This is a genomic window from Flavobacterium sp. AC274 (assembly GCF_979258275.1).
The window spans coordinates 524,069-537,603 of record NZ_OZ409852.1; the positions used below are offsets into that span (position 1 = coordinate 524,069).

The window sequence follows — 13,535 nt, forward strand, 5'->3', positions numbered from 1 at the left end:
ATTGTCGGCTCTTTTTTGTATATTCTTAAATAAATTATCCGTTCAAAGCCTCTGCCCCACCAACGATCTCTAAGATTTCATTAGTAATAGCTGCCTGACGCGCTTTATTGTAAGTCAATTTTAATTGGTTTCTCAATTCAGTTGCGTTGTCAGTTGCTTTATGCATAGCTGTCATACGTGCTCCGTGTTCTGAAGCAAATGAATCACGAATACCTTTATACAATTGTGTTTTCAATGATTTAGGAATCAAAGTCAATACAATTTCTTCTTTTGAAGGTTCGAAAATATAATCTCCTGCTGAAACTGCAGTATCAGATTTAATTGGAGCTAAAGGCAAAAACTGCTCTGTCTGAACAATTTGAGTCGCGGCATTTTTAAACTGATTGTAGATTAATTCAATTCTGTCGTATTCTCCAGATAAGAATTTTTCAGTAAGATTATCAGCAATTCCGGCAACGTTTTCAAAAGTTAAATGATCAAAAATTGCATTATGATGACCGTGAACTTTATGTGTTTTACTTAAAACGTCATTTCCTTTTTTACCAATAGCAAAAACGTCAACTTGTTTACCAGCGTAAAATTCAGTACGGTTTTTAATCTCTTTAATTACGTTTGAATTGAATGCACCACATAAACCTCTGTTTGAAGTTATAGCAACAAGCAATACTTTTTTTACCTCACGTTGAGTTGTGTAATCACCACCTACTTCACCATCAAGTGTAGCAGAAAGATTTTGTAACAGCTCCGTTAATTTCTCGGCATAAGGGCGCATTGCAGTGATTGCATCTTGTGCTTTCTTAAGCTTTGCAGCAGAAACCATTTTCATTGCCGATGTAATTTGCATCGTCGATGAAACGGAAGTAATTCTATTACGGATTTCCTTTAAATTTGCCATTTGTCGATTAAAGAATGTGACAATTTGAAAATTAGATAATTAGAAAACTCTTAAAGATTCTAATTATCTAATTGACAATTATCTTATTAGTTATATTTTGCTGAAATTTCTTTTGCTGCTTTTTCGATAACATCAGTAATGTTGTCATCTAATTTACCAGCTTTCAACGCGTTAAGCGTATCTTTATGTTTACTGTTTAAGTAAGCAATAAAATCAGCTTCAAATTCTTTTACTTTATTTACAGGAACGTTTCTTAATAAGTTTTTAGATCCAGCATAAATAATTGCAACTTGGTTTTCAACAGGATAAGGATCGTTCAAACCTTGTTTCAAGATTTCAACGTTTCTTTTTCCTTTTTCAATTACGTTTAATGTAACAGAATCCAGGTCAGAACCAAATTTAGCGAAAGCTTCTAATTCACGGAATTGAGCCTGGTCTAATTTTAAAGTTCCAGAAACTTTTTTCATTGATTTAATCTGAGCATTACCTCCAACACGAGATACAGAAATACCTACGTTAATTGCAGGACGAACCCCAGAGTTGAACAAATCTCCATCAAGGAAAATCTGACCATCTGTAATCGAAATTACGTTTGTTGGGATATATGCAGAAACGTCACCAGCCTGAGTTTCAATAATTGGCAATGCAGTTAATGAACCACCACCTTTTACGATAGACTTAATAGAATCTGGTAAATCGTTCATGTTTTTAGCAATTCCGTCATCAGCAATTACTTTACAAGCACGCTCTAATAAACGAGAGTGTAAGTAGAAAACGTCTCCAGGATATGCCTCACGTCCCGGTGGTCTTCTTAATAAAAGAGAAACCTCACGGTAAGCAACAGCTTGTTTAGATAAATCATCATACACAATAAGTGCCGGACGACCTGAATCTCTAAAATATTCTCCAATTGCAGCACCTGCGAAAGGAGCATAAACTTGCATTGGAGCCGGGTCAGAAGCATTTGCAGCAACAATAACAGTATAAGCCATTGCACCTTTTTCTTCTAACATTTTAGCAATTCCTGCTACAGTTGAAGCTTTTTGCCCAATTGCAACATATATACAAAATACAGGTTTTCCTGCATCGTAAAATTCTTTTTGATTTAAGATTGTATCGATACAAACAGTTGATTTACCTGTTTGACGGTCACCAATAACAAGCTCACGTTGTCCACGACCAACCGGGATCATAGCATCAACTGCTTTTACTCCTGTTTGTAATGGCTCAGTTACCGGCTGACGGAAGATAACTCCAGGAGCTTTTCTTTCTAGAGGCATTTCGTATAAGTCTCCACCAATTGGTCCTTTTCCATCGATTGGAAAACCAAGAGTGTTTACTACACGTCCTACCATTTGCTCACCTACTTTAAGAGAAGCGATACGTTGTGTTCTTTTTGCTGTTGATCCTTCTTTGATTCCTGTTGATGGTCCTAAAAGTACCACACCAACATTGTCTTCTTCAAGGTTCAATACAATAGCTTCAAGTCCGTTGTCAAATTCAACCAACTCACCATATTGTACATTCGATAGCCCGTAAATACGAGCAATACCGTCTCCAACTTGAAGTACTGTTCCTACCTCTTCTAGCGTAGCACCAGATTCAAAACCTTCTACTTGCTTTCTTAATATTGCTGAAATTTCAGCAGGTTTGATTTCCGCCATCTTAATTTATAATTTAGACACTTTTATGTGTAATAAAACTAATTACTTAACTCTCTTTTAATACTTGCAATCTGTTTGCCACAGAAGCATTATATTGATTATCACCTATTCTTAAAATAAATCCTCCAATAATTGCCGGATCTACTACATTTTCAATTGTAATTTTCTTATCTGATAATGTTGCAATTTTAGCCAGAACTTTAGCTTCTAATGCTGCATCCATTGGAATTGCTGTTGTAACTGTTGCTACTTCAACACCATTGTTTTCATCAAATAATTTTTTATATTCTAAAGCAATTGCTTCTAAAATTTCGAATCTTTTGTTTTCAAATAATAAATGAAATAAACCTTTAGTAACTCCATTTACATTTGCAAAAACTTCTAAAAGAGCACTTTCTTTTACTTCAACCTTAGTAGTTGGGTTTTGAATAAAGGTACTCAATTCTTCATTTGTTTCAATTGCTGATGCAATTGACTTCATGTCGTTATTGACAGCTTCGGCAACACCTTTAGAGTTTGCTAAGTCTAGAATTGCTTTTGCATAACGAATTGCTGCTCTTGTACTTGCCATAATCTTAGTTTAACTTTACGTCACCTAACATTTTCTCTACTAATTTAGTTTGAGATTCTTTGTTAGATAATTCATCTTTCAACAATTTTTCTGCAATGCTTAATGATAGCGTTGAAACTTGTAATTTCAATTCTGCCATTGCTGCATTTTTTTCGTTTTCGATAGCAGCTTTTGCCTGCTCGATCATTTTTTGACCTTGCTCTTGTGCTTCGTTTTTAGAATCAGCTATCATTTTCTCTTTCATTTCACGAGCTTCTTTCAACATCGCGTCACGTTCAGCACGAGCTTCATTCAAGATTCTTTGATTATCAGCTTGCAAGTTTTCCATATCTCTCTTTGCATTTTCAGCAGAAAGTAATGCATCTTTAATACCTTCTTCCCTATCTGTAATAGATTGCATGATAGGTTTCCAGGCAAATTTTACTAAAAGTAAAATTAAAACCAACAAGATTAAAGCTTGCCAAAAGAATAAACCGAATGAAAAATCGTTAATTAACTTATCCATTTTATACTATATTAAAATATTTAATTTCTTTTTTAAAAGGTAACAACACCTTTAACCAACCGTTAAAGATGTTGCTATTTTCTTCTTTATTATTTTCCTAAGATTAAAGCAGCAAATGCTAAACCTTCTAATAAAGCCGCGATAATAATCATCGCAGTTTGAATTTTACCAGCAGCTTCTGGCTGACGAGCAATCGCGTCCATAGCAGATCCACCGATTTTACCTAAACCTAAACCTGCACCGATTACTACTAAACCTGCACCTACTAAAGTTGGAATTGTTCCCATAAGTATTTATATATATAAAATTAAACTTCTAAAAAAATTAAATGATTGCTGTTTCATCTTCATGGTGATGTGCATGATCATGATCCTGAACAGCCATACCTATAAATAGTGATGATAACATAGTGAAAATGAATGCCTGTAAAAATGCAACTAAAACTTCGATAACAGAAATAAATAATGTTAATCCTAAAGAAATTGGCAAATCTGCAGCTAAATTTTTTCCAACAAAAATCATCGCAATTAAACTCATAATTACTACGTGACCTGCAGTAATATTTGCATACAAACGAATTAATAAAGCAAATGGTTTTGTTAATGTTCCTAACACCTCGATTGGTGCAAGGATAATTTTCATAGGTACAGGAACTCCCGGCATCCAGAAGATGTGTCCCCAATAATCTTTGTTTGCACTAAATTGTGTAATGATGAAAGTAAACATTGCCAAACAAACTGTGATTGCAATATTTCCTGTAACGTTAATTCCTAGTGGAGTCATACCTAATAAGTTTAACACCCATACAAAGAAAAATACGGTTAATAAGTAACCCATATATTTTCTGTATTTTTTTCACCAATATTTGGAACAGCGATTTCGTCTCTGATAAAAATAATTAGCGGTTCTAAAACTCTGCCAAATCCAGTTGGGATTGGTCCTTTTTTATATGACTTGGCTAAACCGGTAAACATGAAGAATAATAGTACTGCAACAAAAAGCATTGACACAACATTTTTTGTAATAGAAAAATCTAACGGTTTTTCATTTTCAGGATGTCCGTGCTCATTAAAAGTAATTGTTCCGGCAGCATCTGTTTTGTATATTTTACCGTGAACCAGTTTGTAGAAGTTTCCATCAACTTCTGCAACTTCTTCACCATGGTGTAATTTTGAAGACGAGAAAATTTTCAAACCTCCGTCAATAAGAATAACCGGTAATGGGAAACCATAATGTTTATTTTCTTTATCATCTGAAAAGAAAACAAAATCATGAGAGTCTTGTAAGTGGTGATCAATAAAAGCATCAACTTTTGCTTTTGGATCCTGTGCTACATGTTCTGCTTCTGCATGATTATCATGTGAAACAACTTTCTCCTCATGAGTTACCTCACTTTGTACATGCGTTGAGTCATTCTCTGAGTTTGCAAAACCCGATACTGGAAGACAAGCTACTAAAGCTGCAAGAATAAATTTAAGCGGTCTGTTTGAAATCACCATATCTGTTAAAAATCTTATTTTTACGTTTCTGAAATTTGGTGCAAAGGTACATTTTTTATTAATATTCAAAAGGATATGAAAAATTATTTTTAAACCTTGTTTTACAGAATCGTTATTTTAACGCTTTTCATTTAATAATCGGACAGTTAAAAGCGTCTCAAATAACAAAAATAAAATAAATGTTACAAAAAAATTGATTTTCTCAATCATGACCTCTTCCGATTTGCTTTCTAAAATAGGTCTCAAAATTAAATATCCTAATAACATTTGCGTAAAGGTCCCGAACAGGAAAACCATTCCAACAATTTCAAAATTCTTCTTTTTTACTATTAATAATATAAGGTATAACAATGCGGAAATTCCGAAAAAAATTAAATACAAAAATTCTATACTATAATAAAAGTTGTGGGGGTTAACTTTTAAAAGTAAAAAAGCTGCTTTCTGCAAAACATATGCGGCTAAAGCTAAAAAGAATAATTGTAAAATAGGTTTGTAAATTTTTAAAAGCATTTGAAATAATTTTTATGCAAAGATGCAATATTTATTTAAAGCACTTTTAAACGTAATTTACTTTGTTTTATTAATGTCGTTTACTTGCCGAATAACATTATATAAGGCAAGTCCAACACCAAGCATTACAAAAATTGTATTATAATAAACTTTGGGACTTGGATGATTTTCATCTAACCAAGTACCAAAATAGGAAAACAAAAAAATAATAATTCCCATTTGAACGGGAATATTTATTAACGGCAGCCATTTATTCCGCCTGTTTTTGTTGGGCTCCTTTTCCATCTTTATTTGTTACTTCGTTATTGCTTTTCAACATCGTACAAGTAGCTGTAAATTCGGCTCCTGGCTCAATAGATAATTTCCCAACAGCAACTTCTCCATGAATTCTTGCCGTTGCTTTAATATTAAGAATTTCAAGTACTTTTATTTTTCCATGAAATTCTCCTTCAATATCGGCATTGTTACAAATAATTTCTCCTTTAATAACACCACTTGCACCAATCACTAATTTTCCCTGTGATGTAAAGTTTCCTATTAACTCTCCATCTAACCTAAAATCGGCTTTAGAAACAATATCGCCAATAATGGATGTGCCTTCTACAATTCTGTTTGTTTTACCTAATTGCTCAGTTCCGTTTTTTTACTTTGTCAAACATTTTATTATGGATTTTTGGGGGCTAAATACGCTTCAATGTTTTTCTTGATTTGAATAACTTTATAATTGTCACTCGAGATAATAATTCCTGGCTGTGCAATTTTATATTTTTTATCATCTCTTAAGATTCCAACAACATCATTTGCATACGCCTCTGATTTAATTCCATGGATAACTACAAAATTGTAGGTTTTATTGTACTTATCTACAGAAGTTGTTAACCTCTCATAATTTTCAACTAATAAAAATACTCTTATTGCTTCTTCAATTTTTTTACTTATTTGAGAATCAGTACTAGAAACCTGATATAAAATTTTCCAGTTTTTATTATCAACTGTTGTAAAATCAAGCTTTTCTAAACTCGGAATTTGTTTCTCCAGGATTTCACGTGCATTTTTTCCTTCTTCAGTATTTGGATAATTATCTGCAACTGCTTCCAGACCTTTTTTATAAGCCGCTAAACCATTTGTTTTCCCTAAAGTATTCGCTTTCAGCAGTTCATATTTAGAAACAATTTCATCACCTGAATATTGATTTATTAAATTATCAATATTGTCTAAAACAACATAATACTGTTCTTCTTCAAACAGCTTATACCATTTCTTGTATTCTTTGTCGGGTGTAATTAAATCATCTTCACTTGTCTTATTCAAAATTTGGGCATATCTCGAATTTGGATAAGTTCCTGTAATATTTGCTTTTATTGCTTCGGCTTTAGCAGGATTTGTAATTTGATAGATTTTATACAAATTATACATTGATGGCAAAACCAATTTCTCTTCAGGATTGTTTTTTAATAATTGTTCCAGCTTATCACTTGCTAAATTATATTCTTTAAATTTTTCTTTATAAATAAGCCCTAACTGATAGTAAGCAAAATTTCGTTCTTTACCAATGCTGTCCATTACAATTTGAGACGTTGGAAGCTGTTTTTCATAAAATTCTGTGGTGTACTTTTCAATAACAATGGTATCTTTTAATGCATTAATTGCATCTGGATTATTATTTAAAGTATCATTTAATGCAATATTATTTGCAGATTTTACAGCTGCCAATCTCCAGTTTGTTCCTAAAGTTCGGTTGTTGCCCCACATTTTTTTAAACTGCAACTTACCGTAGGCAACTGTTGTAGGGTTATAAAAATAGAAAGTACTTACCGTCGAATTTCCATCAGGCGGCATAATAGCTCCCACATTTGGATCTGAAGGTTTTCCTATTGATGCAGGATTCACAGCTGTTGGCCCGCCACCACCAGAATTTGAATTACGTTCTATATTTGCCAGTCTTTCTTTTTCCTTTTCTTCTAAAATACGTTTAGCTTCATCTTTCTTTTTTAATTCAGCGATGTAATTTTCAAAATAAATTTTTCGATCCGGTGCCGGTAAATCATGAACTTTTATAATACTGTCATTTCTTTTGGCAATTGCTTCATATTTAATGACGTCATCCAGATTTTTTCGGTTTTTTTGAATAAAAGCGTATTCTCTCGTTTTCGGATCTAATTTTACCAATGTACTGTCATAATATTTGGCAGCCATTGTATAATCTGTATTTTTAAAATACATATCTCCTATATTTCTATAAGTCGAAGCTACTAAATATGAATCTTGCGATTTTCTTGCTAATGATTTATTATAGAATTTCAAAGCGTTGTCTTGCTGTTTCTTTTTATCATAAAAAACACCCATTTCATAAAAAAGGACATCATAGTAAGGTCTGTTTTCACGATCCTTTACTAAATCATTATAGGTTTTTAAAAATATTGTGTCATTGCCATTTTCATAATCATACATCTGCGCTTTTTTAGCATACGCATGCATCATATATTTTCTGTCAGCTTTGCGGTTCATATCAATTACACCATCATAAAAATAATTGGCGCTGTCTTTTTTTCCAATTTCCTGATACATCTGTCCAAGAATAAAACGATAGCGCGCTTTGTCTTCGTTTATTCTCGAAAATTCTTCTGCAATTTTAAGCTTCGTCACAGCACTATCTCTTTCTTCTAAATTTAAAAAAGCTTCGGCTAATAATGCATTTGCATCCGAAAATGTTTGCTTATTTAAATCCGTATTTTTTAATAAAAGATTGATGTTTTTTACTACAATGGCATCATTACCTAAACGCATATTGGTTTTTTCGCGCCATATTTTTGCTGTATAAATATTACTGCTGTTTGGGTATTTATATAAAATATAATTGAATGCTTCCAAGGCGGGAATAAAGCGCTGATCGTAGTATCTGGCTTTTCCTAACATTAAGTAAGCCTCATCAATTTGGGAGTTTTTTCTCTTCCCCCAATATTCATAGAATGTTTTTGAATGGCTTTTGTTGCTTTGGTTTCTGCTTTTTCAAAATCTGCATTTTTTGCTTTTCCTTCTTCAGAAAAATTTTCATCAACCTGCATTTTTTCAATAGGAAGCATCTTCCAAAAATTATCCTTATTATCTGCCTGAATAGATTTTAAGCCTTTGTCTAAACCAATACCGCCATTGTACAAAATATTATATTTTGTACTTAAAGCGTGAGAATTTCTTGACAAAAAAGTGTTCTTTTTGGTAGAACAAGCTATCAAGACAAACAGAAATGCCAAAGCAGAACTATATTTAAGAGTATTCTTTTTCAATAGAAAAGATTTTAAATCAATTAACTTCTAAAAAGGATTTTTAGTATAATGCCCCGTAAAATTACGCTTCTTTTTGATATAACTGTACTTTAAACAGCAAAAAACGATTCGAGTTCTTGTAAGGTTTCTTCTGATGTTTGAATATCTTTTACAATTTCACCCTTATTAAGTGCAACAATACGATCGCAAACTTCCACTGTATGCTGCAAATCATGGCTGGAAACCAGAACTGTAACGTTTGGATTTTGTGCCAGCTCTTTTATAATTTTTTTCAATCGGCTTACAGTTGTCGGATCTAAATTTGCAAACGGTTCATCCAGAATAACAACTTCAGGATTTCCTATAAGTGTGGCAATAATCCCCACCTTCTTCTGATTTCCCTTAGACAAATCACGAAGATATTTTTTGTTGTTGAGAATTTCTCCATTAAAAAACTCTTCATATTGGGCTAACAAAGCATCTATATCTGCTTTATTTTGATGGCGTAAATCTCCAATAAAATAAAAATATTCTTCGGGAGTTAAATAGCCAATCAAAAAACTTTCATCTAAAAATGAACCTGTAAATGATTTCCAGTTTTCACTTGTATTTACCTCAATATTATTGCTTTTAATATTTCCTGTTGATGGCTGAATCAGGTCTAACAGTAAACTAAAAAAAGTAGTTTTCCCTGCTCCGTTATTCCCCACTAATCCAAAACTTTGACCTTTTGGTATTTCAAGATATTTAATGTTTAAAACTGTTGTTCCGTTATATATTTTTGAAAGCTGATTTACTTGTATCATCTGTAATTTTAGATTTTAGTCCCGAAGCTTCGGGATTGATTTTAGATTAAAAAATCTGATAAATTATCTCATCATCAAATTGGCACATTGTCTAATTAACTCTTTTGTTTGTAAGCATTGATAGTACTATACTTTTCTATTTTATATCTTTTTTCGATTAATGAAAAAACACTGTTTCTGAAAATAAAACCCAAAACTCCCGCCCCGGCAACAAGAGCTAATCCGAGATTTTTATTTCCTAAATAAAGCCCGATGCCGTATAATCCCAAAGGCAATAATAATTTTGGTAAAGTGAGCAACATCGCACTTACATTAAATGCTTTTTTGTCTCCAAAAGCACCGCCGGCATTACTTAAATCAATTGGAGTCTTTGTAAACGCACCTCCAAGAAGTACCAAATGCGAATTGACTCCTATATTATAGATGGCTCCAACGACAATGGTTAAATAAATTTCCCATCCGTACAAAAGATAAAATGATGCTAAAATTGTCGAAATAAAAGTGGCAATTACAACCAGCCACCATTTTGAAGTAATGTATCCGCGATATGGAATGTTTTGTGTCATCATCAACTGATAATACGAACTGTCCCAGCTTGGTACAAACTGTCCGAAGACAAATAAAAATCCGCCCGAAACAAATATTCCGGCAAAAATATGCATGATTGGTGGTTGATGCGTATTCCCAAAAAAGATCAATCCGTAAAACAAAAAGAAAAAACTCATAATAAGAGTCGTTTTTGATCTTTTATTTCTTCTGATTAATTTAATATCATTTTTAAGAAATGTTCCTAAAGTTCCAAATTGATTTAACCAAACTAAATTTTCGGTCGTTGCAATATCTTCTTTTTTAGAAAGTCCGGCATCTAAAAATAAATTGTTTTTAAAATATTTAAACGTAAACTGATACAATGCAATTAAAATTAAAACCGGAATTAAAAAAATCCCTTTTTACTATAAAGTCCCTGAAAAAATGGTGATGTAAAAACCGTGATGTCAAATAATTTATAATATTGCGCTGCTCCAAGAGCCAAAGCAATTGCTATAAAAACAACAAACAATTTATCGATATTGCTTAAAATAATATTGAGAAAATTGTTGATGTAGATTAAAGAAAAAATCGCCAAAAGCCAAAATGCAATTCCAATGATATCATAACCTTCTATTATTAATACAATTGCAAACGGAACAAAGAAAAGCGCATGAACCCAATTGAAAAAGGACAAAGCCGTTTTGCCCAATGAAAAATGAACAATTGTATTTTTATTAAAAGGTAAAACCAATAACGGTTTTATATTAAGAACAGGAATTGCCTGCATTAACAAACGAATGACCAAATCGAATAAAAAATAATAAATCAAAAATCTATTGACTGTTGATAATGGTTCAAAATTCATTTCCTTGAGCAGGTAAAAAGTACCAACGCCCATTGCGATAAAGATGACCGAGAAATAGATCATCAAAAAGCCTATTAAAATTTTCATGGCCAGATTTGCTCCAAAAGATGCAGATCTGGTAAAGGCTTTCCATTCAAGATAAATAAACTTTCTAATCATTGTTTTGGTTTTGAGTTTATAGTAAGAGTCCAAATGTAAGAAAACATTACAAAAAAAGTTAAAAATAATAAATTCGTATCTATCAATTAAGCGCCGTTTGCTACTTTTGCATAAAAATTAAATCATGCCTTCATTCTTAAAACTTATAATTAAAGAGGTAAAACGTGAAACTGCCGATGCGGTTTCGATACTTTTTAATGTTCCCGAAGAACTAAAATTAGATTATAAATTTATTGCCGGACAATACGTAAACTTAAAGTTAACTCTTGATAATCAAGAAATTCGTCGTGCTTATTCTATTTGCTCAGCTCCAGAAAGCGGCGAACTAAGAATTGCTGTAAAAGCAGTAAAAAACGGTTTGTTTTCGCAATTTGCCAATACTAAATTAAAAGCAGGAGACGTTCTTGAAGTAGGGCAGCCAGAAGGAAAATTTACTTTTGAACCAGATGCCGAAAGACAAAAAAATTATGCAGCTTTTGTTGCCGGAAGCGGAATTACTCCAGTACTTTCTATTATAAAATCGATATTAAAAAGTGAGCCAAAAAGCTCATTTGTATTAGTTTACGGAAATAGAACTCCAGAAGACGCCATCTTTTACCAGGAATTGCACGACTTGCAATTGCAATACGTAGGACGCTTTTTTGTACATTTTGTTTTTAGTCAGGCTAAAGCTGAAAACGCATTGTTTGGCAGAATCGAAAAATCGGCAGTAAATTTTGTTTTGAACAACAAACACAAAGAACTTGAATTTGATAAATTCTACTTGTGCGGTCCCGAAGAAATGATCAATACCGTTTCGGCAATTTTGAAAGAGAAAAACGTAAAAGATTCCGCAATTAAATTTGAACTTTTTACTTCTTCATCTCAGGAACATGAAATAAAAACTTCATTAGAAGGACATACAAAAATCACTGTTTTGGTTGATGATGATGAAGTTTCTTTTGAAATGTCTCAAAAACAAACCATTCTTGACGCAGCTTTAAAACAAGGAATCGACGCTCCGTATTCTTGTCAGGGCGGAATTTGCAGCAGCTGTTTAGCGCGTGTAACATCCGGAACTGCAGAAATGACTAAAAATTCTATTTTAACCGATAAAGAAATTGCTTCAGGTTTAATTTTAACTTGTCAGGCTCACCCAACTTCAGAATCTATTTATGTAGATTATGATGATGTTTAGAGGTTAAAATTCCAATAAAAAATTAAATTCCAAATTCCAACTTTACAATTGGGATTTGGAATTTTTTTGTTTGTAATTATTAGCAATCTTTGTCAAATTGGAATTTGGGATTTATCCCGAGACTTCGGGATTGGAATTTAATATTAGCTATTATGAAATCAGTACGCGAAATTTTTAAAAACAAAGAATATCTTTTAGAAGAGGCAGAAGTTGTAAAACTTATTGATTATTGTGAAGAACTGCAAGATGAAATTGTGGAGTTTAAATTTCAAAAAAACAATAATAAAGAACTGGCAATGCTAGACATGCTTAGGGAAGTTATAAAAGGCTGTAACGAAATTGAAAAAGCACAAATGGAACATGAACGATTTGGCTTTGAAGTTCCTGATTATCAAGCTACAATTTCAAATCTTAAAAGTTATATTTATGGAAGATGCCGTGATGAAAAAATTTGGTTGTGAAAATTAAAATTTCCAAATTCCAACTTAAAATTAAAACCGCTATGTTTAATTGACAAAAAAGCATATTATATTTTAAGTATTTTTAAAAAAAGAGCTAGAATTTTAGTATATTAGTACTTCAAAAGCTGATACATTTTTATCTATGTAAAGCTATTTCTATTTGTCAACACGTTTAAAACATTAAATTATGGCAATGCATCACTACCTCCGTTTAACTTTTATATTCCTTTTTGTTGTAACATCTTTGTTTTGTGTCTACTTTATAATTAAAAAAAGAAGAAACAGAAAAGTTCCTAAACTACTTTCGAAAGAAAAGTATAATTCGACAATAACTGGGGAAATGGCAGAAATATCAGTCTCTACCGATAGTTTTTTTAATATTTGGCCTTATATAAGTGAATTAAAAGCTGCTAAAATTTTATCAAACAAAATCAAAGAATCGCAGTTGATACATAAGGTTTACAGAAATTCTACCGAAGATTTTGAACACATTTTACTCGCTACTGAAAAAGAAAATCATTTTGTAAAAGTTGTCGTTGATAGAAACAAAAAGAAAGCAATGGGATATCTTTTTCTTGATTTATGAGAAAATTAAATTCCAATAAAAAAATTCCAAATTCCAATTGTAA

General features: G+C 32.1%; 12 protein-coding genes and 4 pseudogenes. 3 read left to right on the forward strand and 13 right to left on the reverse strand.

Annotated features, from left to right (window positions below; genetic code table 11):
- Positions 1 to 34: 34 nt before the first annotated feature.
- From atpG to ACZZZT_RS02440, 13 genes and pseudogenes are all read right to left on the reverse strand, one after another.
- A complete protein-coding gene (atpG, locus tag ACZZZT_RS02380) occupies positions 35 to 895 on the reverse strand; it encodes an ATP synthase F1 subunit gamma (protein WP_318801362.1) in 861 nt (286 codons plus the stop codon).
- A gap of 86 nt (positions 896 to 981) precedes the next feature.
- Positions 982 to 2,559: a F0F1 ATP synthase subunit alpha gene (gene atpA, locus ACZZZT_RS02385; RefSeq protein WP_042564870.1), complete on the reverse strand. Its 1,578-nt coding sequence runs from the start codon at positions 2,557 to 2,559 to the stop codon at positions 982 to 984.
- Between the two features lie 38 nt (positions 2,560 to 2,597).
- Positions 2,598 to 3,130: pseudogene (gene atpH, locus ACZZZT_RS02390) on the reverse strand (ATP synthase F1 subunit delta).
- Between the two features lie 4 nt (positions 3,131 to 3,134).
- A complete protein-coding gene (locus ACZZZT_RS02395; protein ID WP_042564872.1) occupies positions 3,135 to 3,635 on the reverse strand; it encodes a F0F1 ATP synthase subunit B in 501 nt (166 codons plus the stop codon).
- An 89-nt stretch (positions 3,636 to 3,724) separates the two neighbouring features.
- Complete coding sequence (gene atpE, locus ACZZZT_RS02400; protein WP_008465835.1) at positions 3,725 to 3,922, reverse strand: ATP synthase F0 subunit C; 198 nt, start codon at positions 3,920 to 3,922, stop codon at positions 3,725 to 3,727.
- 37 nt (positions 3,923 to 3,959) lie between these two features.
- Positions 3,960 to 5,134: pseudogene (gene atpB, locus ACZZZT_RS02405) on the reverse strand (F0F1 ATP synthase subunit A).
- Positions 5,135 to 5,251: 117 nt separating this feature from the next.
- A complete protein-coding gene (locus tag ACZZZT_RS02410) occupies positions 5,252 to 5,644 on the reverse strand; it encodes a hypothetical protein (protein WP_073394468.1) in 393 nt (130 codons plus the stop codon).
- A 57-nt stretch (positions 5,645 to 5,701) separates the two neighbouring features.
- Positions 5,702 to 5,929: an AtpZ/AtpI family protein gene (locus tag ACZZZT_RS02415; RefSeq protein WP_042564874.1), complete on the reverse strand. Its 228-nt coding sequence runs from the start codon at positions 5,927 to 5,929 to the stop codon at positions 5,702 to 5,704.
- Positions 5,895 to 6,303 (reverse strand): annotated as a pseudogene (locus ACZZZT_RS02420) (bactofilin family protein). Before ACZZZT_RS02420 ends, ACZZZT_RS02415 begins: the two are co-directional and overlap by 35 nt.
- 4 nt (positions 6,304 to 6,307) lie before the next feature.
- Positions 6,308 to 8,560 (reverse strand): type IX secretion system periplasmic lipoprotein PorW/SprE, encoded by a 2,253-nt coding sequence (gene porW / locus ACZZZT_RS02425; protein ID WP_463459297.1) that lies wholly within the window; start codon positions 8,558 to 8,560, stop codon positions 6,308 to 6,310.
- On the reverse strand, positions 8,560 to 8,928 hold the full coding sequence (locus ACZZZT_RS02430; protein ID WP_463459298.1) for a hypothetical protein: 369 nt from the start codon (positions 8,926 to 8,928) through the stop codon (positions 8,560 to 8,562). Before ACZZZT_RS02430 ends, porW begins: the two co-directional genes overlap by 1 nt.
- A gap of 89 nt (positions 8,929 to 9,017) precedes the next feature.
- Complete coding sequence (locus ACZZZT_RS02435; protein ID WP_073394465.1) at positions 9,018 to 9,713, reverse strand: ABC transporter ATP-binding protein; 696 nt, start codon at positions 9,711 to 9,713, stop codon at positions 9,018 to 9,020.
- A gap of 95 nt (positions 9,714 to 9,808) precedes the next feature.
- Positions 9,809 to 11,268: pseudogene (locus ACZZZT_RS02440) on the reverse strand (DUF5687 family protein).
- A 124-nt stretch (positions 11,269 to 11,392) separates the two neighbouring features.
- Here ACZZZT_RS02440 and ACZZZT_RS02445 point away from each other — a divergent pair.
- The 3 genes from ACZZZT_RS02445 to ACZZZT_RS02455 all read left to right on the forward strand — a co-directional run bounded on the left by ACZZZT_RS02445 (position 11,393) and on the right by ACZZZT_RS02455 (position 13,492).
- Complete coding sequence (locus ACZZZT_RS02445) at positions 11,393 to 12,445, forward strand: ferredoxin--NADP reductase (protein WP_042564879.1); 1,053 nt, start codon at positions 11,393 to 11,395, stop codon at positions 12,443 to 12,445.
- A gap of 152 nt (positions 12,446 to 12,597) precedes the next feature.
- Positions 12,598 to 12,906 (forward strand): hypothetical protein, encoded by a 309-nt coding sequence (locus ACZZZT_RS02450; RefSeq protein WP_073394463.1) that lies wholly within the window; start codon positions 12,598 to 12,600, stop codon positions 12,904 to 12,906.
- Between the two features lie 340 nt (positions 12,907 to 13,246).
- A complete protein-coding gene (locus tag ACZZZT_RS02455; RefSeq protein ID WP_463459299.1) occupies positions 13,247 to 13,492 on the forward strand; it encodes a hypothetical protein in 246 nt (81 codons plus the stop codon).
- Positions 13,493 to 13,535: the final 43 nt, after the last annotated feature.

What these genes read in the sequence shown, in the direction of transcription:
- atpG (WP_318801362.1), bottom strand. Translation starts at nt 895, where the DNA reads ATGGCAAATTTAAAGGAAATCCGTAATAGAATTACTTCCGTTTCATCG.
- porW (WP_463459297.1), bottom strand. Translation starts at nt 8,560, where the DNA reads ATGTTAGGAAAAGCCAGATACTACGATCAGCGCTTTATTCCCGCCTTG.
- ACZZZT_RS02395 (WP_042564872.1), bottom strand. Translation starts at nt 3,635, where the DNA reads ATGGATAAGTTAATTAACGATTTTTCATTCGGTTTATTCTTTTGGCAA.
- ACZZZT_RS02415 (WP_042564874.1), bottom strand. Translation starts at nt 5,929, where the DNA reads ATGGAAAAGGAGCCCAACAAAAACAGGCGGAATAAATGGCTGCCGTTA.
- ACZZZT_RS02450 (WP_073394463.1), top strand. Translation starts at nt 12,598, where the DNA reads ATGAAATCAGTACGCGAAATTTTTAAAAACAAAGAATATCTTTTAGAA.
- atpE (WP_008465835.1), bottom strand. Translation starts at nt 3,922, where the DNA reads ATGGGAACAATTCCAACTTTAGTAGGTGCAGGTTTAGTAGTAATCGGT.
- atpA (WP_042564870.1), bottom strand. Translation starts at nt 2,559, where the DNA reads ATGGCGGAAATCAAACCTGCTGAAATTTCAGCAATATTAAGAAAGCAA.
- ACZZZT_RS02410 (WP_073394468.1), bottom strand. Translation starts at nt 5,644, where the DNA reads ATGCTTTTAAAAATTTACAAACCTATTTTACAATTATTCTTTTTAGCT.
- ACZZZT_RS02445 (WP_042564879.1), top strand. Translation starts at nt 11,393, where the DNA reads ATGCCTTCATTCTTAAAACTTATAATTAAAGAGGTAAAACGTGAAACT.
- ACZZZT_RS02455 (WP_463459299.1), top strand. Translation starts at nt 13,247, where the DNA reads ATGGCAGAAATATCAGTCTCTACCGATAGTTTTTTTAATATTTGGCCT.
- ACZZZT_RS02435 (WP_073394465.1), bottom strand. Translation starts at nt 9,713, where the DNA reads ATGATACAAGTAAATCAGCTTTCAAAAATATATAACGGAACAACAGTT.